This window comes from Kitasatospora sp. NPDC001540, from assembly GCF_042894345.1.
In the GTDB taxonomy this organism is placed as follows: Bacteria; Actinomycetota; Actinomycetes; order Streptomycetales; family Streptomycetaceae; genus Kitasatospora; species Kitasatospora phosalacinea_C.
In genome coordinates this window covers 230844-249939 of sequence record NZ_JBIAVO010000004.1, presented here as the reverse complement: position 1 = coordinate 249939, position 19096 = coordinate 230844, and the positions used below count along the sequence as shown (strand labels likewise).

The following is a 19096-nucleotide window of genomic DNA, read 5'->3' as shown; positions in this document are numbered from 1 at the left end:
AAGCGATCTCGCCGCGCTTCGGCCCCGCTCCGCCAAAACGGACGGAGCAGGTGTACGCGGTGTGCGGGTGATGCGACGATGGACCACGAGGGGGACGCGGCACGGCCACTGACCGGCCGTCCGCTGCGACGTGCCCCTCGGGGGACGCGCCCCCGGCCGACGGCCCGGGGCGGATGCCGCGACACTCGGGGGGAGCGGGAGTCGGCATGAAGCTCATCGGCAACAGCGGGACGGGAGAACGACTGGCGGCCGGCACCACCGCGGACACCGAGACCGGCGTCCGCCCCACCGGCCAGTCCAGCGACCAGTCCACCGGCAGCCTGCCCGCCCAGCGCGGCACCGCGGGCGGGGACATCGACGTGACCGGGTACGGCCCGGAGCGCCTGGTCCACCTGACGGCCGACCGGGTCGCCGCCGCCTCCGCCCGCGACCTCGCCGACCCCACCGACCCCGCCGACACCGGCGAGGACAGCTTCGAGACCGCCCTCGCCGCCCGCGAACAGGCCGCCCTCGAAGCCCGCCACCGCGGCTCCGCCGACGCCGGCGACCCCAACGCCGCCAGCCAGCTCGGCGCCCTGCTGCTGCGCCGCGGCGACCTGCGCGACGCCGAACCGTACCTGCGCGCCGCCGCCGCCGCGGGCCTGCGCGCCGCCGCCAACAACCTCGGCGTCCTGCTCCACCAGCAGGGCCACCGCACCGAGGCCGCCCAGTGGTGGCGCCAGGCCGCCGTCGCCGGGTCCGCCCCGGCCGCCCACGCCCTCGGCCTGCAACTGCGCGACCAGGGCGAGGAGGAGGCCGCCGAGTACTGGCTGCACTTCGCCGCCGAACAGGGCCACCCGCTCGGCGCCTACGCCCTCGGCGACCTGATGGAGCACCGCCGCGACGTCCGCGCCGAACGCTGGTTCAAGGCCGCCGCCGACTCCGGCCACCGCGAGGCCGCCTACCGCCTCGCCCGGATGCGCGAGGCCGCCGGGGACAAGGACACCGCCGAGACCTGGTACCGCACCGCCGCCGCCCGCAGCCACGCCCGCGCCGCCCTGCGCCTCGGCGTCCTGCTCGAGGCCCGCGGCGACCTCGACGAGGCCGCCCGCTGGTACCGGCAGTCCGCCCAGAACGGCGAGGCCCGGGCCGCCTGCGCCCTCGGCTTCCTGCTCCGCGACACCGGCGACCTCTCCGCCGCCGCCGAATGGTGGCAGGAGGCCGCCGAGGCGGGCGACGGCACCGCCGCCAACGCCCTCGGTGCGCTGCACGCGGGCCGCGGCGAGAACGCCGTCGCCGAACGCTGGTACCGCGCCGCCCTCGACGCGGGCGACCACAACGGTGCCTTCAACCTCGGCCTGCTGTGCGCGGGCGCCGGTCGCGAGGCCCAGGCCGAGCAGTGGTACCGCCGGGCCGCCTACGCCGGGCACCGCGAGGCCTGCAACGCGCTCGCGATCGTCCTGCTCCAGCGCGGCGACGAGTCCGGCGCCGAACCCTGGTTCTCCAAGGCCGCCGAGGCCGGCTCCGTCGACGGCGCCTTCAACCTCGGCGTCCTGCACGCCGGTCGCGGCGAGATGCGGCAGGCCCAGGAGTGGTACGCCCGCGCCGCCGCCGAGGGCCACGGCGAGGCCGCCCTGCAACTCGCCGTCGCCCAGGAGCAGCGCGGCAACCTCGCGGGCGCCCTCGAACGCTACCGCCAGGCCGCCGACGGCGGCTCCGCGGAGGGTGCCTTCCGGCTCGCCTCGCTGCTCGACCGCCGCGGCGACGCCGACACCGAGGCCGAGCACTGGTACGCGACCGCCGCGGACGCCGGGCACCGCCGCGCCCAGGTCCGGATGGGCGTCCGCGCCGCGGAGCGCGGCGCCCTGCAGATCGCCGAGAGCTGGTACCGCCGCGCCGCGGAGGGCGGCAGCCGCAGCGCCGCGTTCAACCTCGGCCTGCTGCTGGCCCGCCAGGACAGCGAGGCCGAGGCCATGCTCTGGTACACCCGCGCCGCGGACGCCGGCCACGGGCGCGCGGCGCTGCGGCTCGCGCTGCTGGCGCTGCGGCGGGGCGAGGCCGTCCAGGCCGAGAACTGGTGCAGGCGCGCGGCGGAGTACGGCCCGGCGGAGGTCGCGGAGCGGGCGGGGCGGCTGCTGGGGGCGCTCAACGCGGAGCTCTCCGCGTAGCGCTGCGCGGGCCGAGGGAACACGCCGTCAGGGAGCGCAGACAGGGAAGCAGGGAGAGCTGCTGCGCGGGCGGGATGGTGCAGACAGGGGCGCGGGGAACTGCGCGCGGTGGGAGGATCACGCCAGCAAGATCGCGGGATAGTGCAACCGGCTGTCCTGCGTCGCGATCCGGCTGTGCGTGCTCGCTTGGTCGCGCAGTTCCCCGCGCCCCTGCTCGCGCAGCCTGTCAGCTACACGCTGAGCGAGCGCAGCGCGGCTTCGTGGAGGACGCCGTTGGTGGCGACCGCGTCCGCGCCGGTGGGGCCGTCGATGCCGTCGAGGCCGGTGAAGCGGCCGCCGGCCTCCTGGACGATGATGCAGGGGGCGGCCATGTCCCAGAGGGAGAGCTCGGGTTCGGCGGCGATGTCGACGGCGCCCTCGGCGACCATCATGTAGGACCAGAAGTCGCCGAAGGCGCGGGTGCGCCAGCAGATCCGGGTGAGGTCGAGGAAGGCGTCGAGGCGGGCGCGCTCCTCCCAGCCGCTGAGGGAGGAGAAGGAGAGCGAGGCGTCGGCGAGCCGGGAGACCTTGGAGACGTGGATGCGCTGGGACTTGGCGAGGCTGCGCCCGGCGAACGCGCCGAGGCCCTTCGCGGCCCACCAGCGGCGGCCGAGCGCGGGGGCGGAGACGATGCCGACCACCGGGACGTGCTCGCCGTCGGGCCGCTCCTCCAGCAGGGCCACCAGGGTGGCCCAGACCGGGACGCCGCGGACGTAGTTCTTGGTGCCGTCGATCGGGTCGATCACCCAGCGGCGCGGCCCGGAGCCCTGCAGGCCGTACTCCTCGCCGAGCACCGCGTCGCGCGGGCGGGCCCGCTGCAGGACGGAGCGGACGAGTTCCTCGGCGGCCTTGTCGGCGTCGCTGACCGGGGTGAGGTCGGGCTTGGTCTCGATCTTGAGGTCGAGCGCGCGGAAGCGCTCCATCGTGATCGAGTCGGCCGAGTCGGCGAGGACGTGGGCGAGTCGGAGGTCGTCGTGGTAATCGGCCATGCACGGAACCCTAGCGGACTCAGTGTCCCGAGCCGCTGAGCTGCAGACCGATCACACCGGCGATGACCAGGGAGACGGAGACCAGCTTCAGGGTGGAGGAGGACTCGCCGAGGAAGAGCATCCCGTACACGGCGGTGCCGGCCGCGCCGATGCCGGTCCACACCGCGTAGGCGCTGCCGACCGGCAGGGACTTCAGGGAGAGGGTGAGCAGGCCGAAGGAGCCCAGCGCGAAGAGCGCGAAGCTGATGGTGGGCCAGAGCTTGGTGAAGCCGTGGCTGAGCTTGAGGTTGACCGCGAATCCCGTTTCCAGCAGACCGGCGAGGATCACCAGGGCCCATGCCATCCGGTTGACTCCCTGTCAGGTAGGACGGTGTGACCTTCCTATCGTTACCCGGCGCAGCGGCCCGAGCTACTCGTGATCGTCGGAAATTCCCGCGCGCTCAGTCCCCCTCGGGGGTCTCGCGGGTGGCCAGCAGGCGGCGCAGCGAGTACAGCCGGGCCGGGTCGGCGTGGCCGTCGGCGACCCAGTCGTCCAGCGCGCAGTCCGGTTCGTCGTGGGAGCAGGCCCGCGGGCAGTCGACGGTGCCGGGCTCCAGGTCGGGGAAGGCGTGGATGACCCGGGACGGGTCGATGTGGGACAGGCCGAAGGAGCGGAAGCCGGGGGTGTCGATCACCCAGCCGGGGTCGAGCGCCTTCTTCGAGCCGGGCTTGGCGCCGGGCGGCGGCGGAAGCCGCAGGGCCAGCGCGGAGACGGTGGTGTGCCGCCCGCGGCCGGTGACCGCGTTGACCAGGCCGGTGCTCCGCTGCCGGTCCGGGACGAGCGCGTTGACCAGGGTGGTCTTGCCGACGCCGGAGTGCCCGATGAACACGGTGGTCCGCCCCCGCAGGTGCGCCCGGACGGCCTCGGCGCCGACCGTCTCCAACTCGTCGGCCCGGGTCACCACGTAGTCGATGCCCAGCGGCGCGTACGACTCCAGCAGCTCGTCCGCCGGGGCCAGGTCCGACTTGGTGAGCACCAGCAGCGGCTCCAGCCCGGCGTCGTACGCGGCCACCAGGCAGCGGTCGATCAGCCGCGGCCGCGGCTCGGGGTTGGCCAGCGCGGTGACGATGGCCATCTGCTGGGCGTTGGCGACCACGATCCGCTCGTACGGGTCGTCGTCGTCCGCGGTGCGGCGCAGCACCGAGCTGCGTTCCTCGACCCGGACGATCCGGGCCAGGGTGTCCGGCTCGCCGGACAGGTCGCCGACCACGCTGACGGTGTCGCCGACGACGACGCCCTTGCGGCCCAGCTCGCGGGACTTCATCGCGACGACCTGGCGCTCGTCCTTCGTACCGCTGTCGACCAGGCAGGTCATCCGGCCCCGGTCCACGGTGAGGATCATCGCCTCGGCGGCGTCCTCGTGCTTGGGCCGGATCCGGGTGCGGGGGCGGGAGCCCCGGCGGCCCGGGCGGCTGCGGATGTCGTCCTCGTCGGCGTTCTTGTCGTAGCGGCGCATGCTGCCCTTCCCCCCGTCAGCCCTGGCCGAGGAGGTCGGCCCACATCTGCGGGAAGTCCGGCAGGGTCTTGGCGGTGGTAGCCACGTTCTCCACCAGCACGCCGTCGACGGCCAGGCCCAGGACGGCGGCGGCGGTGGCCAGCCGGTGGTCCTCGTAGGTGTGGAAGACGCCGCCGTGCAGCGGGCGGGGCCGGATCCGCAGGCCGTCCTCGGTCTCCGAGACGTCGCCGCCCAGCGCGTTGATCTCCCGGGCCAGCGCGGCCAGCCGGTCCGTCTCGTGCAGGCGCAGGTGCGCGATGCCGCACAGGTGCGACTCGGAGTCGGCCAGCGCCGCCACCGCGGCGATCACCGGGGTCAGCTCGCCGACGTCGTGCAAGTCGGCCTCGATGCCGTGGATCTTGCCGGTGCCGGTGAACTCCAGCCCCTCGTCGGTGAATTCGCACGAGCCGCCCATCGCGGTGTAGATCTCGCGCAGCTGGTCGCCCGGCTGGTACGTGTGCTTCGGCCAGTCCCGGACGGTCACCCGGCCGCCGGTGGCCAGCGCCGCCGCGAAGAACGGGGCCGCGTTCGAGAGGTCCGGCTCGACCACCAGGTCGCGGCCGATCAGCGCGCCCGGGGTGACCCGCCAGACGTCCTTCTCGCCGCCGTCCTCCGGCGCGTCGACCTGGCCGCCCGCCTTGCGGATCATGTCCACGGTCATCCGGATGTGCGGCAGCGAGGGCACCGGGCCGCCGGTGTTGCGGATCTCCACGCCGTGGTTGAACCGGGCGCCGGAGAGCAGCAGCGCCGAGATGAACTGCGAGGAGGACGAGGCGTCCACCTCCACCGCGCCGCCGTCCAGCCCGCCCGTGCCGTGCACGGTCAGCGGGAAGCCGCCGCGGCCGCCGTCCTCGATCCGGGCGCCCAGCGCGCGCAGCGCGTCGATCACGCCGTGCTGCGGGCGCTCGTGGCTGCGCGGGTCGCCGTCGAAGTGCACCGGGCCGTCGGCGAGGGTCGCCAGCGGCGGCAGGAAGCGCATCACCGTCCCCGCGTTGCCCACGTCCACCCGGGCCGGGCCCAGCAGCCGCTCGGCCGGGATGACCCGCCAGGCCTCGCCGCCGCCGGTGCCGCCGGACGCCGCGTTCACCGTCTCCTCGACCGTCACGCCCAGGGCCCGCAGGCCGTCCGCCATCAGCTGCGAGTCGCGGCTGCGCAGCGGGCGGCGCACCCAGCCCGGGCCGTCCGCGAGGGCGGCCAGCACCAACGCGCGGTTGGTCGCGGACTTCGAGCCGGGGATGGTCACGGTCGCGTCCACGGCGGCGGTGGCGACGGGAGCGGGCCACAGGGAGTCGGTCATGGCGCCAGTCTATGAGGCGCGGCGCCGCTAGCGGGGCAGCAGCCAGGCCGCCCCCAGCCCCAGGCAGGCCAGCGCCACCGCCAGGAACACCAGCACCCACAGCGCTCCCGGCACCCCCGTCAGCCGCGCCAACTGGTCCGCGTCCGAGCCGGGCGCGCCGCCGCGCCGCCGGGACACCCAGAGCTCCAGCAGCGGGCGCACCCCCGCCAGCAGCAGGAACCACACCCCCAGGTAGGCGAACGCCCCCTGCCATTCGGCCGTCCCGTACCGGGAGACCGCGACGAACGCCCCGCCGGTGACCAGCACCGCCGCCACGCCGAACAGGTTGCGCAGCGTCAGCAGCATCGCCGCCAGCAGCGCGGTGCCGATCCACAGCAGGGCGGTGGTCCGGCCCGCCGCGAGCAGCGCCGCCCCGCCCAGGCCCAGCAGCGAGGGCGCCGGGTACCCGGCCGCGGCGGTCAGCACCATGCCCGGGCCGGTCGGCCGCCCGGAGGAGACGGTCAGCCCCGAGGTGTCCGAGTGCAGCCGGATGCCCGACAGCCGCCGCCTGGTCAGCAGCGCGGTCAGCCCGTGCCCGCCCTCGTGCGCGATCGTCACCACCGTGCGGCTCCACGCCCACACCGGGCGCACCGCCACCGCCAGCACCGCCACCGCCGCCGTGCCCCACACCAGCCAGTGCGGGGGGTCCGGCCGCACGGCCGTCGCCCGGTCCCACAGCCCCACGAAGTCCATCGCCGCCGACCTCCGATCGCCGTCGCCTCCCCTGCCCGGGGCGGGCAGCCTCCCACGGAAGGACGGGCCGCCGGTAGCCGGTGGTTCTGCTCCGCCGCGCTCTGGCAAGCTGGGCGCCATGTGCGGACGCTTCGCCTCCTCCACCGACCCCGCCGAACTGGTCCGCCTGTTCGGCGTCCAGCAGTGGGACCCGGCCGAGACGATCGCCCCCAGCTGGAACGTCGCCCCCACCGCGCGGACGTACGCCGTCCTCGACCGCGCCCCGCGCGGGCAGCGCCGCCCCGTGCGCCAACTGCACGTCCTGCGCTGGGGCCTGGTGCCCGGCTGGGCGAGCAGCCCCGACACCGCGGTCAAGATGATCAACGCCCGGGCGGAGACCGTCCACGAGAAGCCCGCCTACCGCCAGGCCTACGCCTCCCGGCGCTGCCTGATACCCGTCGACGGCTACTACGAGTGGCAGACCGCCCCCACCGACGACCTCTCCCGCCCGCCGCGCCGCCCCTACTTCGTGCACCGCGCCGACGGCGCGCCGCTCGCCCTCGCCGGGCTGTACGAGTTCTGGCGCGACCGCGAGCGCCCCGGAGACCACCCCGACGCCTGGCTGGTCACCTGCACCGTCGTCACCACCGCCGCCGAACCGCTGCTGGCCCCCGTCCACGAACGGATGCCGCTCTACCTCGGCCCCGACCGCTGGGACGCCTGGCTCGACCCGCACGCCGAGACCGCCGACCTCACCCCGCCCCCGCCCGGCGACCTGCGCATCCACGCCGTCCCCGACGAGGTCGGCAGCATCCGCAACAACCACCCGGGCCTGACCCGCCCGCTCACCGAGGACGACCGCACCACGCTGTTCTGAGCCGCGCGGGGGAGCCGGGGCGGGTCCCCTCTATACGCTCGGCGCCATGCAGCGGATCGTCGACACCCCCGCCGGGGACGCCCGGCTCCACTACTTCCGGGCCGCCGCCCCGCGGGCGCTCCTGCTCCTCGGGCACGGCGCCGGCGGCGGCGTCGAGGCGCCGGACCTGCAGGCGCTCGCGGCGGCGCTCCCGGCGGCCGGGGTCGGCGTGGTGCTGGCCGAACAGCCCTGGCGGGTGGCCGGGCGCAGGCTCGCCCCCGCCCCGGCCGCGCTCGACGCCGGGTGGCCCGCGCAGTTCGCCGCCGCGGCCGAGGAGGGCCTGCCGGTGTACGCGGGCGGGCGCAGCGCGGGCGCCCGGGTCGCCTGCCGGACCTCCGCGGCGCTGGGCGCGGCGGGCGTCCTCGCGCTGGCCTTCCCGCTGCACCCGCCGGGCAGGCCGGAGAAGGCCCGGGCCGGCGAACTGCTCGACACCGGCCTGCCCACGCTGGTGGTCCAGGGCGGGGCCGACGCCTTCGGCACCCCGGCCGAGTTCCCCGCCCTGCCCGCCACCCACCGCCTGGTGGAGGTCCCGCACGCCTCGCACGGCTTCAAGGTCCCGAAGCGGGCCCCGCTGACCCAGGAGGCCGCCCTGGACCTGGTCGTCGCCGCGGTCACCGACTGGATCCCGCGGCCGGGCGGGTGAGTTGCGCCTCAGGGCCGGAGCCGGGGAATGTCCGGGCGGCGGGCGGGGTTGCACGAGGCGTCAGAACATGCCCCCGGTGGAAAGGCAGCGCCCATGGGTTCGATCGCGTGCCGCGAGCGGCCGGAAGAGCGGGCTGCGCAGTCTGCGCTCCTGCCCGACTGGTCGGAGTGGGTTGTCGCGGGCGAGAAGCCGGTCAGCCCGATATCCTCGCTTGCGGGTCGGCCCGAGGTGGGCCGTGTGCGGGTTTCCGAGGAGGTGGGTCCGGTCGTCGGGACGGATGACGCGGCCGTGTCGGGCGCTGCTGGCGCCGACCAGGGCCGTCCGGAGGGCGAACAGCTCACCGGCGACGAACTGGCCGAGGCGATCGGCGAGGACACCTTCCGGGTGTCCGAGAACGAGAGCGAGGAGGCCAGGCGCGAGCGCTTCGAGCGCGACGCGCTCGGCTACCTGGACCCGATGTACTCGGCGGCGCTGCGGATGACCCGCAACCCGGCCGACGCGGAGGACCTGCTCCAGGAGGCGTTCGCCAAGGCGTACGCGTCGTTCCACCAGTTCCGCGAGGGCACCAACCTCAAGGCCTGGCTGTACCGCATCCTCACCAACACGTTCATCAACTCGTACCGCAAGAAGCAGCGCGAACCCCAGCGCACCGCGGCCGAGGAGATCGAGGACTGGCAGCTGGCGCGCGCCGAGTCGCACATGTCGACCGGCCTGCGGTCGGCCGAGGCGCAGGCGCTCGACCACCTGCCGGACAGTGACGTGAAGGACGCGCTGCAGGCGATCCCGGAGGAGTTCCGGATCGCCGTGTACCTCGCGGACGTCGAGGGCTTTGCGTACAAGGAGATCGCGGACATCATGGGTACACCCATCGGTACGGTGATGTCCCGACTGCACCGTGGCCGCCGCCAGTTGCGCGGCATGCTGGAGGACTACGCCCGCGAGCGGGGGCTGGTCCCGGCCGGTACCGGTGCAGGGCAGGAAGCGAAGGGCGCGGGCTCATGAGCTGCGGAGATCCGCACGAGACCGAGTGCGGTGAGGTGCTCGACCACCTCTACGAGTTCCTCGACAACGAGATGGCCGAGGGTGACTGCGCCAAGCTGCGGGTGCACTTCGACGAGTGCTCGCCGTGCTTGGAGAAGTACGGCCTGGAGCAGGCGATCAAGGCGCTGATCAAGCGTTCCTGCGGCTGCGACGACACGCCGACCGACCTGCGGGCGAAGGTGCTGGCCCGGATCGACTCGATCCGCACCCAGCGCCCGGGGGAGGTGGACACCTCGGTGATCGAGGTGTCCGCGGTGAGCGTGGAGGTGACGGTCGAGGGGGCGCCCGGGCACGACTCGGCGGTCGCGACCGCCGAGTAGCGCTCACTCGATCGGGTGAGCTGTCGCTGCTCCGACTGCGGTGATGCGCGATCGTGCGCCGCGTCCGTCCGGGCGGGCCCTATTCTCTGACGAGTCCTCACGTCGGAGGGCCCGGGACGGGCGGGGGAGGCCGAGATCGCCAGCGAGAGCGAACGCGAGCACCGCGCCGTCCTGCCGGGGCGGGCCGTGGGCTACCTGGCCGCCGTGCTGGTGGCCGCGTCCGCGGTGCTGCTGCCGCTGGCCGTGACCGGACCGCGGCTGGAGTGGCCGCGGATCGGGCTGCTGGCCCTGCTGCACATGTGCCTGGAGTCGCTGGCCCAGGGCGCCCGCACCCCGTGCGCCCGGTTCCGGCGCCGACTGCGCGGCCCCGGCGTCGACGAGGGCGCGACCGACCCGCGGGGCAGCGGCTTCTTCCCGGTGCTGTTCGCGGGCGTGCTGATGCTGCCGCCCGCCGCGGCGGCGCTGGTCGCACTGCCGGGGGCGCTGCTGGGGCCCGCCGCGCACCCGCGCGGGCTGCGCCGGGTGTGGAACGGCGCCCAGTTGGCGCTGGCCGCGGCCGCCGCCGCGGAGGTGTTCCGGCTGCTGGGCGGGGTCCGGCTGCTGCTCGGCACCCGCTTCCCCGGGGCGGCGCTCGGCGCGCTGGCCGCGATCCTGACGTTCTGCCTGGTCAACGGCGCCCTGGTGACCGGGATGGTCCGGCTGAGCTGCGGCACGGCGGGCCCGGGCGTGCTGCGCGGGCTGCGCCGGGCCGCGCCCGCGGCACTGCTGCACGGCGCGGGCGGCCTGATGATCGCGGTGCTCTGGCAGGGCCCGTACGGGGCGTTCGCCGCGGTGCTCGGGCTGCTGCCGCTGACCATCACCGCCTGGCTGTCCGCGCAGGGCCACCGCGAGCGGGCCGCGCACCGGGCCACCGTGCAGGCGCTGGTGCAGGCCGTGGAGATCAAGGACGCGTACACCCGCGGCCACAGCGAACGGGTCGGCCGGGCCTCGGTGCTGATCGCCCGCCAGCTCGGCCTGGCCGAGGACCGGGTGCGCACCCTGCACTTCGCCGGGACGCTGCACGACGTCGGAAAGCTCGCCGTGGCCACCGAACTGCTGCGCCGCAACGGGCCGCTGACCGAGGCGGAGCGGCGCGCGGTGGAGGTCCACCCGGTCTTCGGGCACGAGCTGGTGCGGCAGCTGGACTTCCTCGGCGAGGGCCGGGACGGCATCCTGCACCACCACGAGCGGATGGACGGCCGCGGCTACCCGTACGGGCTGGCGGGGGAGCGGATCCCCGAGTTCGCCCGGATCATCTCGGTCGCGGACGCCTTCGACTCGATGACCTCGACCCGGTCCTACCGGCGCGGCCGACCCGTCCCGGAGGCGGTGGCCGAGCTGGAGCGGTGCGCGGGCAGCCAGTTCGACCCGGTGATGGTCGCGGCGCTGGTCGAGGCCGTCGCCGAGCACGGCTGGCAGCCCGAGCCGCCGCCGCCCGGCGGCTGGGACGGCGAGGTGCCCGACATCCCGCTGGGCGTGCCCGAACCGGCCCGGCTGCCGCAGCAGTCCGGCACCGGCCTGCCGACCGGGGGAGCGGCGTGAGCACCCGCCGCCGCCCGGTCCCGGCCGACCTGCTGCTGGTCGCGGCCGTCGCGCTCGGCGCCGCGGGCCTGCTGCACGCCCTGCTCGACGGCGTCGCCCAGCACGGCGTGGCACTGGCCTTCGCCGGGCTGGTCGCGCTCGGCCAGTGCGCCGGGCCCGCGCTGCCCGGCGACCGCGAGCCCGCGCCGGTCGCCACCGCCGTCGCGCTGGCGTACGCGCTGCTGGGCCCGCTGCACGGGCTGCCCACCACGCACGGGGTGCTGCAGGTGGTGGCCGTCGCCGCGGGCGGCACGCTGGTCGGCCTGGCGGTGCAGCGCGCCGGGCAGGCGGCGCTGGCCGCGGCCCGGCACCGCCCGCGCGCCCCGCGGACCGGGGCGGCCCGGTCGGCCGGGCGGCCGCGGCCGTGGACCGCTTCCGCCGGGCAGCCCTTCGACGCGGCGGCCCGGCGGCTGGTGACCGTCGCCTTCGCCGCGCTGCTGTTCCAGCCGCTGTACAACGCGGGCGTCACCGACCGGCTGCCCGGCCCCGCGTACGGGGGGCTGCTGGCGGGGGTGGCGGCGCTGGCGGCGCTGGCCGACGCGGTGCTGGCGGCCGCCCAGCAGTGCACCAGGACCGGGCTGCGGTACGCCGCCGCGCTGGACGACCAGCTGCACGCGCTGCTCGGCATCGGTTCGGCGCAGGTCGCCACCGGGCTGCTGCTGAGCCTGCTCGCCGGGGAGGCCGGGCTGTGGGCGCTGCCGGTGTTCTGCCTGCCGCTGCTGCTGGCGCAGGCCTCGTTCCGGCGGGCGGTCGCGGTGCGGGCCACCACCGGGCAGACCATCGAGACGCTGGCCCGGGCCACCGAGATCGCCGGGTACACCACCCCCGGGCACGCCCGCCGGGTCGCCGACACGGCGTGCGCGCTGGGGCGCGAACTCGGGCTCGGGAGCCGGGAACTGACGCTGCTGGAGTACGCCGCGCTGATGCACGACATCGGGCAGCTGTCGCTGGTCGAACCGGTCCCGGGCGGGGCGACGGCGCTGCTGCCGGACGCCGAGCAGCAGCGGATCGCCCGGCTGGGCAGCGAGGTGATCCAGCGCACCGGGGTGCCCCGGCAGGTGTGGCAGCAGGTCGCCCGGCTGGCCGACCCGTGCCGCCTCGCCGACGGCCGGCACGATCCGACGCTGCCGCTGGCCTCCCGGATCATCCGGGTCGCCAACGCCCACGACGACCTGCGCACCGCCGCCGCCGACCGCCCCCGGGCGGGCGCCCTGGACCCGCTGGAGCACCTGCGGCTGGACGCCGGGCACGGCTACGACCCGGTGGTGCTGGACGCGCTGGCCCGGCTGGGCCGCCGCGGGCACCGGGCGGCCCGCCGCCCGGCGGGGCACTGCCGCCCGGCGGCCTGAATGGCCGCGCGGGGCGCGCGGCCGGGGGCGGGCGTGGTTGGATGCGGTCGTGGCGGGAAGACCCGGAGGCGGGGCGACCCGGTGACGACCGACGGCAAGGGACCAACGTGAGGATCTTCCACCGCGCACGGCACCGTCCGTCGGCGACCTGGCGGCAGACCACCGACCGTGCGTTCACGCTGATCGGCGACGGCCGCTACGAGGACGCCGGGGCGCTGCTGGTGATGGCAGCGGACCTGGAGCCGTGGCTGTCCGACTCCTGGTTCAACCTGGCGCTGCTGCACAAGTTCCGCCGCGACTGGGAGCAGGCCCGCTCGGCCGGCCTGCGCGCCGTCGCGCTGCTCGACCGCCAGCAGGGCGCCCCGGACTGGTGGAACCTCGGCATCACCGCCACCGCCCTGCAGGACTGGCCGCTGGCCCGCCGGGCCTGGCAGGCGTACGGGCTGCGGCTGCCCGGCGGGCCCGCGCTGGACGGGCCGATCGAGCTGGACCTCGGCACCACCCCGGTGCGGCTGTCCCCGGACGGCGAGTCCGAGGTGGTGTGGGGGCGGCGGCTGGACCCGGCCCGGGTCGAGGTGCTGTCCATCCCGCTGCCGTCCTCCGGCCGCCGCTGGGGCGAGGTGGTGCTGCACGACGGCGCCCCGCACGGCGAGCGGGTCGCCGACGGCGTCGCCTACCCGGTCTTCGACGAGATCGAGCTGTGGGCGCCCTCCCCGGTGCCGACCTGGGTGGTGCTGCTGCAGGCCGCCACCGCCGCGGACCGGGACGCGCTGGAGAAGACGGTCGCCGACGCCGGGTACGCGGCGGAGGACTGGACGTCCTCGGTGCGGCTGCTGTGCCGCACCTGTTCGGAGTCCCGGATGGCGATCGACGACGGCCGCACCGCCCACCACGACCCGCACGACGACGGCGACCCGCTGCACCCCGGCCACCTCAGCCACCTCAGCCAGGGTTCGGCGGGCGGCCCCTGGCAGGTCGAGCGGGAGTGCGGGATCGCCGCGCCCGCTGGCCTGGTCCGGGCGCTGCTGGAGCGCTGGGTCGCGGCCTCCCCGGCCACCCGCGCCTACCGGGACCTCGAAGAGGTCTGCTGACCCCGGGGCGCCCGGGCGGGCGCCCCGGGCCGGGCCGCGCCCCGTACCCTGGACCGGTACACCAGGCGGATGCGGACGAAAGCGGAACCGAGCGATGGCCGAGCAGCACGACCACGAGCACGACCACGGACACGACCACGCGCACGAGGACACCGAGCCCCAGCGGGTGGTCGGCGAGGAGCCGGACCTGTCCAGGGGCACCGCGCGGCCGATCACCGTGGTCGGCAACCCGGTGCTGCACCGCGAGGTGCGGACGGTGACCGCCTTCGACGCCGAGCTGTCCGCGCTGATCGACGACATGTTCCAGTCGATGTACGCGGCCGAGGGCGTGGGCCTGGCCGCCAACCAGATCGGCGTGGACCTGAAGGTGTTCGTCTACGACTGCCCCGACGACGAGGGCGTCCGGCACATCGGGCACGTGGTCAACCCGGTGCTGGAGGAGCTCCCGGCCGGGCGCCGGGTGCTGGACGACGGCCAGGAGGGCTGCCTGTCCGTGCCGACCGCGTACCAGGAGCTGGCCCGCCCCGACTACGCGGCCGTCACCGGCCAGGACAAGCACGGCAACCCGGTCCGGGTCGAGGGCACCGGCTTCTTCGCCCGCTGCCTGCAGCACGAGACCGACCACCTGTACGGGTACCTGTACATCGACCGGCTCTCCAAGCGCGACCGCAAGGACGCGCTGCGGCAGATGGCCGAGGGCACCCCCAAGTACGCGACCGTCCCGAACGACTGACCGCACGGCGAAGGGCCGCACCCCCGCGGGGGTGCGGCCCTTCGCCGTACGGCGGGCGGCCCAGTGCCGCGTCAGGCAACCTTCGCCCGTCGCGACGCCCGGCACGCACTCTCGCCGCACCGGCCGAAAACCCAAGTACACCCAGTACGAGGGCTTCCGGCCGGCACGCCGACAGCACGCACCGGACGCCGCTCCTTGACGGCAAAAGTTGCCTGACGCGGCACTAGAAGTCGTCGTCGAAGGAGACCGAGCCCTCGACGGCGACCTGGTAGGCGGAGACCCGGCGCTCGAAGAAGTTGGTCAGCTCCTGGACGTTCTGCAGCTCCATGAAACCGAACGGGTTGGTGGAGCCGTACCGGACCGGGAGGCCGAGGCGGGCCAGGCGCTGGTCGGCGACCGCCTGCAGGTACTCGCGCATCGACTCGGTGTTCATGCCGGGCAGGCCCTCGCCGCACAGGTCGCGGGCGAACTGGAGCTCGGCCTCGACGGCCTCCTCCAGCATCTCGGTGACCTGCCGGGCCATCTTGTCGTCGAAGAGGTCGGGCTCCTCCTCGCGGACGGTGTCGACCACGGAGAACGCGAAGTCCATGTGCATCGACTCGTCGCGGAACACCCAGTTGGTGCCGGTCGCCAGGCCGTGCAGCAGGCCGCGGCTGCGGAACCAGTACACGTACGCGAACGCGCCGTAGAAGAACAGGCCCTCGACGCAGGCCGCGAAGCAGATCAGGTTGAGCAGGAAGGCCCGGCGGTCCTCCTTGCTCCGCAGCGACTCGATGTGGTCGACCGCGTTCATGTACTTGAAGCAGAACTGGGCCTTCTGCGCGATGGAGGGGATGTTCTCCACCGCGGCGAAGGCCGCGTTGCGGTCCTCCGGGTCGGGCAGGTAGGTGTCCAGCAGCGTCAGGTAGAACTGGACGTGCACGGCCTCCTCGAACAGCTGCCGCGACAGGTAGAGGCGGGCCTCGGGGGAGTTGATGTGCTTGTAGAGGCTCAGCACCACGTTGTTCGCGACGATCGAGTCACCGGTGGCGAAGAACGCGACCAGCCGCCCGATCATGTGCCGCTCGCCCTCGGAGAGCTTGGCGAGGTCGGCGACGTCGGAGTGCAGGTCCACCTCCTCCACGGTCCAGGTGTTCTTGATCGCGTCCCGGTACCGGTCGTAGAACGACGGGTAGCGCATCGGACGCAGCGTCAGCTCGAAGCCCGGGTCGAGCAGCATCTTCTTCTGGTCTTCGGTGCTCATTACTGGCAGGCCTCGCAGGACTCGGGGTTCTCCAGCGAGCAGGCGATGGCGTCCTGCTCGGCCTGGGAGAGGGAGGGGGTCTGCACCGGGACGGGGGCGGCGGTGCGGGCGGCTCCGGACGCGGCCTGGGCGATCCGGGTCGCCGGGCGGGAGCGCAGGTAGTAGGTGGTCTTCAGACCGACCTTCCAGGCGTACGCGTACATCGAGGAGAGCTTGCCGATGGTCGGCGCCGCCATGAACAGGTTCAGCGACTGGCTCTGGTCGATGTACGGCTGCCGGGCGGCGGCCAGGTCGATCAGCGCGCGCTGCGGCAGCTCCCACGCGGTGCGGTACAGCGAACGGACGTCCTCGGGCAGCCACTTGAAGTCCTGCACCGAGCCGTTGGCGTCGCGCAGCGCGTCCCGGGTGGTCTGGTCCCAGACGCCCAGCTCCTTGAGCTCGCGCACCAGGTACGGGTTGACCTGGAGGAACTCGCCGGAGAGGGTCTCGCGCTTGAACAGGTTGGAGACCTGCGGCTCGATGCACTCGTAGACGCCCGCGATGGACGCGATGGTCGCGGTCGGGGCGATCGCCAGCAGCAGCGAGTTGCGCAGGCCGACCTCGGCGATCCGGGCGCGCAGCGCGTCCCAGCGCTCGGTCCACTGCGGGTTCGCCGAGCCGAAGTGGTCGACGTGCAGCTGGCCGCGGGCGGCGCGGGTCTCGCCGTACGCCTCGTGGCGGCCGAACTGCTCGGCGAGGTCCGCGGAGCGCTCGTACGCGGTGAGCATGATGCGCTCGGCGATCAGGGTGGAGAGGGTCTTCGCCTCGGCGGAGTCGAAGTCGATCCGCAGCTGGAAGAAGACGTCCTGCAGGCCCATCACGCCCAGGCCGACCGGGCGCCAGCGGGAGTTGGACGTCCCGGCCTCGGTGGTCGGGTAGAAGTTGATGTCGATCACGCGGTCGAGGAAGGTCACCGCGGTGCGGACGGTGGCGTCCAGGCGGTCCCAGTCCATCGCGTTCAGCAGGTCGGCGGCGGTGGCGCCGGGGGCGACGTGCGCGCCCAGGTTGACCGAGCCCAGGTTGCAGACCGCGGTCTCGGAGTCGTCGGTGACCTCCAGGATCTCGGTGCACAGGTTGGAGGAGTGCACCGTGCGGCCCGGCAGCGCGGTCTGGTTGGCGGCCCGGTTGGAGGCGTCCTTGAAGGTCATCCAGCCGTTGCCGGTCTGCGCCAGGGTGCGCATCATCCGGGCGTACAGGGTCTGCGCGGGGATGGTGCGCACGGCCTTGCCCGCCAGCTCGGCCTTCACGTACGCCTCGTCGAACTCGGCGCCCCACAGGTCGACCAGCTCCGGCACGTCCGCCGGGGAGAACAGCGACCAGTCGGCGTTGGCGTTCACCCGGCGCATGAACTCGTCCGGGATCCAGTGCGCCAGGTTCAGGTTGTGGGTGCGCCGGGCCTCCTCGCCGGTGTTGTCGCGGAGCTCCAGGAACTCCTCGATGTCGGCGTGCCAGGTCTCCAGGTACACGCAGGCCGCGCCCTTGCGCCGGCCGCCCTGGTTGACCGCCGCCACGGAGGAGTCCAGGGTGCGCAGGAACGGCACGATGCCGTTCGACTTGCCGTTGGTGCCGCGGATCAGCGAACCGCGCGAGCGGATCCGCGAGTACGACAGGCCGATGCCGCCGGCGTGCTTGGAGAGCCGGGCGATCTGGGCGTACCGGTTGTAGATCGAGTCCAGGTTGTCCAGCGGCGAGTCCAGCAGGTAGCAGGAGGACATCTGCGGGTGCCGGGTGCCGGAGTTGAACAGCGTCGGCGAGCTGGTCAGGTACTCCAGGCGGCTCATCAGGGTGTACAGCTCGGCGACCTCGCGCACCGACTCCTCGGTGGTGCCGACCGCCAGGCCCGCCGCCACCCGGAGCAGGAAGTGCTGCGGGGTCTCCACGACCTTGCGGGTGATCGGGTGGCGCAGCAGGTAGCGGGACTGCACGGTGCGCAGGCCGAAGTACTCGAAGCGGTCGTCGCCCGCCTCGTCCACCAGCGAGTCGAACAGCGCGGCGTGCTCGGCCACGAACGCGGCGGTGGCGTCGCCGATCAGGCCCTCGGCGTGGCCGACGGCCACCGAGGAGGAGAACGAGGTGACGTGCTGGGTGGCGGCCTCGTCGCGGATCTCCAGCGCCAGCAGGCGGGCGGCCAGCTTCGAGTACTGCGGGTCCTCGGCGATCATCGACGCGGCGGCCTCCACGGCCAGCCCGCGCAGTTCGGCGAAGTCCGAACCGGCGTGGCGGCCGCGCAGCGCGGCGGCGGCGACGTGGCCGGGGTCCACCTGGGGGAGGTCGGTGCTGCGGTCGGTGAGCAGCCGGAGCAACGCCGCACCGGGGTCGGTGAAGGCGTCGGCGGATCCCTGGGACGGCAGGGTGACTGAGGCGGCGACGGTCAAGGCGCACTCTCTCCTGTGGCGGCGGCGGACGTGGCTCTCGGGTGTCCGGCAGCGCACGCGGCCAGGGGGAGGCGGCACGGAGGAACGACGACGCGTTCCGGCGCGCGAAAGACCCACCCCCGGTCCGCCCGCGAGACCGGACGGCAAAGCTGTGCTGCATGGCGTCTGCGGGGATGCCGTGTCGCACACCGTCGGCAGGTCCTCGGACTGCGCGGGCGTCGCTGCAGCCCGCTCACCGTTGCGGGGCAGCCCCGGATTCTCACCGGGTTCCCCTGCGTCGACAGCGAGAGTGAGCATACATGTAGTGGCGACTGGAGCTGGAAGCACCAGATGTAGTAGCGCGTGTCGCGTCGGCGGTGCCGCGCGTAGACAACGAAAACGGGCCGCACGGCTCCTGAGGGACCGTCGGCACCGGGCCGGCCGGGACGCACCCGCCGGGCGCCCGGGCTTCAGAACCGGGTCGTGTAGACCAGCAGGTCCGTGCCGGGGGCCGCCGACCAGTCCCGCTCGGGGGCGCGGACGAAGCCCAGGGCGTCGTAGATCCGGTGCGCGGCGGTCATCGTCGGGCGGGTGGAGAACGCCATCCCGGCCAGCCCCAGCTCCCGGCTGCGGCCGACCGCCGCCGTCACCAGTGCCCGGCCCACGCCGCGGCCGCGGGCCGCCGCGCCGACCGCGAGCATCCGGATCTCGCCCTCGTCGGGCCGGGCGACGTCCGCCCACGCGGTGCCGCCCGGGGCGAAGGTCACGCAGCCGAGCACCGTTCCGGCGCCGTCGACGGCGACCAGGAGTTCGGCCTCCCGGTTGCGGTGGGCGGCGTCGCGGAGGAGGTCGACGTACGGCGAGTCGGGGCGGGTGTGGCCGTCGCCGACGAAGGCCTCGACGCTGACCTCCCCGGCTCCGGCGAGGTCGCGGTCGAGGGCGCGGCGGACGATCGGGGGGTGCATCCGGACAGTGTGCCGGACGGGCGGCGGCGCGGGTCCGCCAGGTCCGGGTCGAACGGGTAGCCGG

At 74.7% G+C, this 19096-nt stretch carries 17 protein-coding genes and 1 riboswitch; of the genes, 9 read left to right on the top strand and 8 right to left on the bottom strand.

Features of this window, described 5'->3' with window-relative positions; translation table 11 throughout:
• Positions 1-206 precede the first annotated feature (206 nt).
• The gene (locus ACFY00_RS07945) at positions 207-2147 is read left to right on the top strand and encodes a tetratricopeptide repeat protein (RefSeq protein ID WP_388028396.1); all 1941 of its coding nucleotides are present in this window, start codon (positions 207-209) and stop codon (positions 2145-2147) included.
• Positions 2148-2377: 230 nt separating this feature from the next.
• Here the strand turns inward: ACFY00_RS07945 and hisN are convergent, their stop codons facing one another.
• The 5 genes from hisN to ACFY00_RS07920 form a co-directional block, all read right to left on the bottom strand.
• Positions 2378-3175, bottom strand: coding sequence for a histidinol-phosphatase (gene hisN / locus ACFY00_RS07940; protein WP_388028394.1), 798 nt, complete (start codon positions 3173-3175; stop codon positions 2378-2380).
• A 19-nt stretch (positions 3176-3194) separates the two neighbouring features.
• Positions 3195-3518, bottom strand: a complete 324-nt coding sequence (locus tag ACFY00_RS07935) for a DMT family transporter (RefSeq protein WP_388028392.1) — start codon at positions 3516-3518, stop codon at positions 3195-3197.
• A 97-nt stretch (positions 3519-3615) separates the two neighbouring features.
• Positions 3616-4671 (bottom strand): ribosome small subunit-dependent GTPase A, encoded by a 1056-nt coding sequence (gene rsgA, locus ACFY00_RS07930; protein ID WP_388028390.1) that lies wholly within the window; start codon positions 4669-4671, stop codon positions 3616-3618.
• 16 nt (positions 4672-4687) lie between these two features.
• A complete protein-coding gene (gene aroA / locus ACFY00_RS07925) occupies positions 4688-6007 on the bottom strand; it encodes a 3-phosphoshikimate 1-carboxyvinyltransferase (RefSeq protein WP_388028389.1) in 1320 nt (439 codons plus the stop codon).
• Positions 6008-6034: 27 nt separating this feature from the next.
• Positions 6035-6739 (bottom strand): M50 family metallopeptidase, encoded by a 705-nt coding sequence (locus ACFY00_RS07920; RefSeq protein WP_388028388.1) that lies wholly within the window; start codon positions 6737-6739, stop codon positions 6035-6037.
• Positions 6740-6857: 118 nt separating this feature from the next.
• Between ACFY00_RS07920 and ACFY00_RS07915 the strand changes: the two genes are divergently transcribed.
• The 8 genes from ACFY00_RS07915 to def all read left to right on the top strand — a co-directional run bounded on the left by ACFY00_RS07915 (position 6858) and on the right by def (position 14431).
• On the top strand, positions 6858-7595 hold the full coding sequence (locus ACFY00_RS07915; RefSeq protein ID WP_388028387.1) for an SOS response-associated peptidase: 738 nt from the start codon (positions 6858-6860) through the stop codon (positions 7593-7595).
• 46 nt (positions 7596-7641) lie between these two features.
• The gene (locus ACFY00_RS07910) at positions 7642-8277 is read left to right on the top strand and encodes an alpha/beta family hydrolase (protein WP_388028385.1); all 636 of its coding nucleotides are present in this window, start codon (positions 7642-7644) and stop codon (positions 8275-8277) included.
• Between the two features lie 288 nt (positions 8278-8565).
• Complete coding sequence (locus ACFY00_RS07905) at positions 8566-9279, top strand: sigma-70 family RNA polymerase sigma factor (RefSeq protein ID WP_100836424.1); 714 nt, start codon at positions 8566-8568, stop codon at positions 9277-9279.
• On the top strand, positions 9276-9638 hold the full coding sequence (rsrA, locus tag ACFY00_RS07900; RefSeq protein ID WP_388028384.1) for a mycothiol system anti-sigma-R factor: 363 nt from the start codon (positions 9276-9278) through the stop codon (positions 9636-9638). Before ACFY00_RS07905 ends, rsrA begins: the two co-directional genes overlap by 4 nt.
• Before the next feature lie 186 nt (positions 9639-9824).
• Positions 9825-11219 carry an HD-GYP domain-containing protein gene (locus ACFY00_RS07895; RefSeq protein ID WP_388028383.1) on the top strand — a complete coding sequence of 465 codons (1395 nt, stop codon included), beginning with the start codon at positions 9825-9827 and terminating at the stop codon, positions 11217-11219.
• On the top strand, positions 11216-12607 hold the full coding sequence (locus ACFY00_RS07890) for an HD-GYP domain-containing protein (RefSeq protein WP_388028381.1): 1392 nt from the start codon (positions 11216-11218) through the stop codon (positions 12605-12607). The genes ACFY00_RS07895 and ACFY00_RS07890 overlap by 4 nt, the downstream gene beginning before the upstream one ends.
• A gap of 107 nt (positions 12608-12714) precedes the next feature.
• Positions 12715-13698 carry a tetratricopeptide repeat protein gene (locus ACFY00_RS07885; protein WP_388028379.1) on the top strand — a complete coding sequence of 328 codons (984 nt, stop codon included), beginning with the start codon at positions 12715-12717 and terminating at the stop codon, positions 13696-13698.
• A 94-nt stretch (positions 13699-13792) separates the two neighbouring features.
• Complete coding sequence (gene def / locus ACFY00_RS07880; protein WP_388028376.1) at positions 13793-14431, top strand: peptide deformylase; 639 nt, start codon at positions 13793-13795, stop codon at positions 14429-14431.
• Between the two features lie 223 nt (positions 14432-14654).
• Here the strand turns inward: def and ACFY00_RS07875 are convergent, their stop codons facing one another.
• The 3 genes from ACFY00_RS07875 to ACFY00_RS07865 form a co-directional block, all read right to left on the bottom strand.
• Positions 14655-15674: a ribonucleotide-diphosphate reductase subunit beta gene (locus ACFY00_RS07875; protein WP_388028374.1), complete on the bottom strand. Its 1020-nt coding sequence runs from the start codon at positions 15672-15674 to the stop codon at positions 14655-14657.
• Positions 15674-18088, bottom strand: coding sequence for a ribonucleoside-diphosphate reductase subunit alpha (locus ACFY00_RS07870; protein WP_285734727.1), 2415 nt, complete (start codon positions 18086-18088; stop codon positions 15674-15676). Before ACFY00_RS07870 ends, ACFY00_RS07875 begins: the two co-directional genes overlap by 1 nt.
• A 175-nt stretch (positions 18089-18263) precedes the next feature.
• Positions 18264-18402, bottom strand: a riboswitch (cobalamin riboswitch).
• Between the two features lie 135 nt (positions 18403-18537).
• Positions 18538-19032 carry a GNAT family N-acetyltransferase gene (locus ACFY00_RS07865; RefSeq protein ID WP_388028372.1) on the bottom strand — a complete coding sequence of 165 codons (495 nt, stop codon included), beginning with the start codon at positions 19030-19032 and terminating at the stop codon, positions 18538-18540.
• Between the last annotated feature and the right edge of the window lie 64 nt (positions 19033-19096).

Bases quoted from the DNA above. Each gene is read 5' to 3' on its own strand.
- ACFY00_RS07945 (WP_388028396.1), top strand. From the start codon at position 207: ATGAAGCTCATCGGCAACAGCGGGACGGGAGAACGACTGGCGGCCGGC.
- hisN (WP_388028394.1), bottom strand. From the start codon at position 3,175: ATGGCCGATTACCACGACGACCTCCGACTCGCCCACGTCCTCGCCGAC.
- ACFY00_RS07935 (WP_388028392.1), bottom strand. From the start codon at position 3,518: ATGGCATGGGCCCTGGTGATCCTCGCCGGTCTGCTGGAAACGGGATTC.
- rsgA (WP_388028390.1), bottom strand. From the start codon at position 4,671: ATGCGCCGCTACGACAAGAACGCCGACGAGGACGACATCCGCAGCCGC.
- aroA (WP_388028389.1), bottom strand. From the start codon at position 6,007: ATGACCGACTCCCTGTGGCCCGCTCCCGTCGCCACCGCCGCCGTGGAC.
- ACFY00_RS07920 (WP_388028388.1), bottom strand. From the start codon at position 6,739: ATGGACTTCGTGGGGCTGTGGGACCGGGCGACGGCCGTGCGGCCGGAC.
- ACFY00_RS07915 (WP_388028387.1), top strand. From the start codon at position 6,858: ATGTGCGGACGCTTCGCCTCCTCCACCGACCCCGCCGAACTGGTCCGC.
- ACFY00_RS07910 (WP_388028385.1), top strand. From the start codon at position 7,642: ATGCAGCGGATCGTCGACACCCCCGCCGGGGACGCCCGGCTCCACTAC.
- rsrA (WP_388028384.1), top strand. From the start codon at position 9,276: ATGAGCTGCGGAGATCCGCACGAGACCGAGTGCGGTGAGGTGCTCGAC.
- def (WP_388028376.1), top strand. From the start codon at position 13,793: ATGGCCGAGCAGCACGACCACGAGCACGACCACGGACACGACCACGCG.
- ACFY00_RS07875 (WP_388028374.1), bottom strand. From the start codon at position 15,674: ATGAGCACCGAAGACCAGAAGAAGATGCTGCTCGACCCGGGCTTCGAG.
- ACFY00_RS07865 (WP_388028372.1), bottom strand. From the start codon at position 19,032: ATGCACCCCCCGATCGTCCGCCGCGCCCTCGACCGCGACCTCGCCGGA.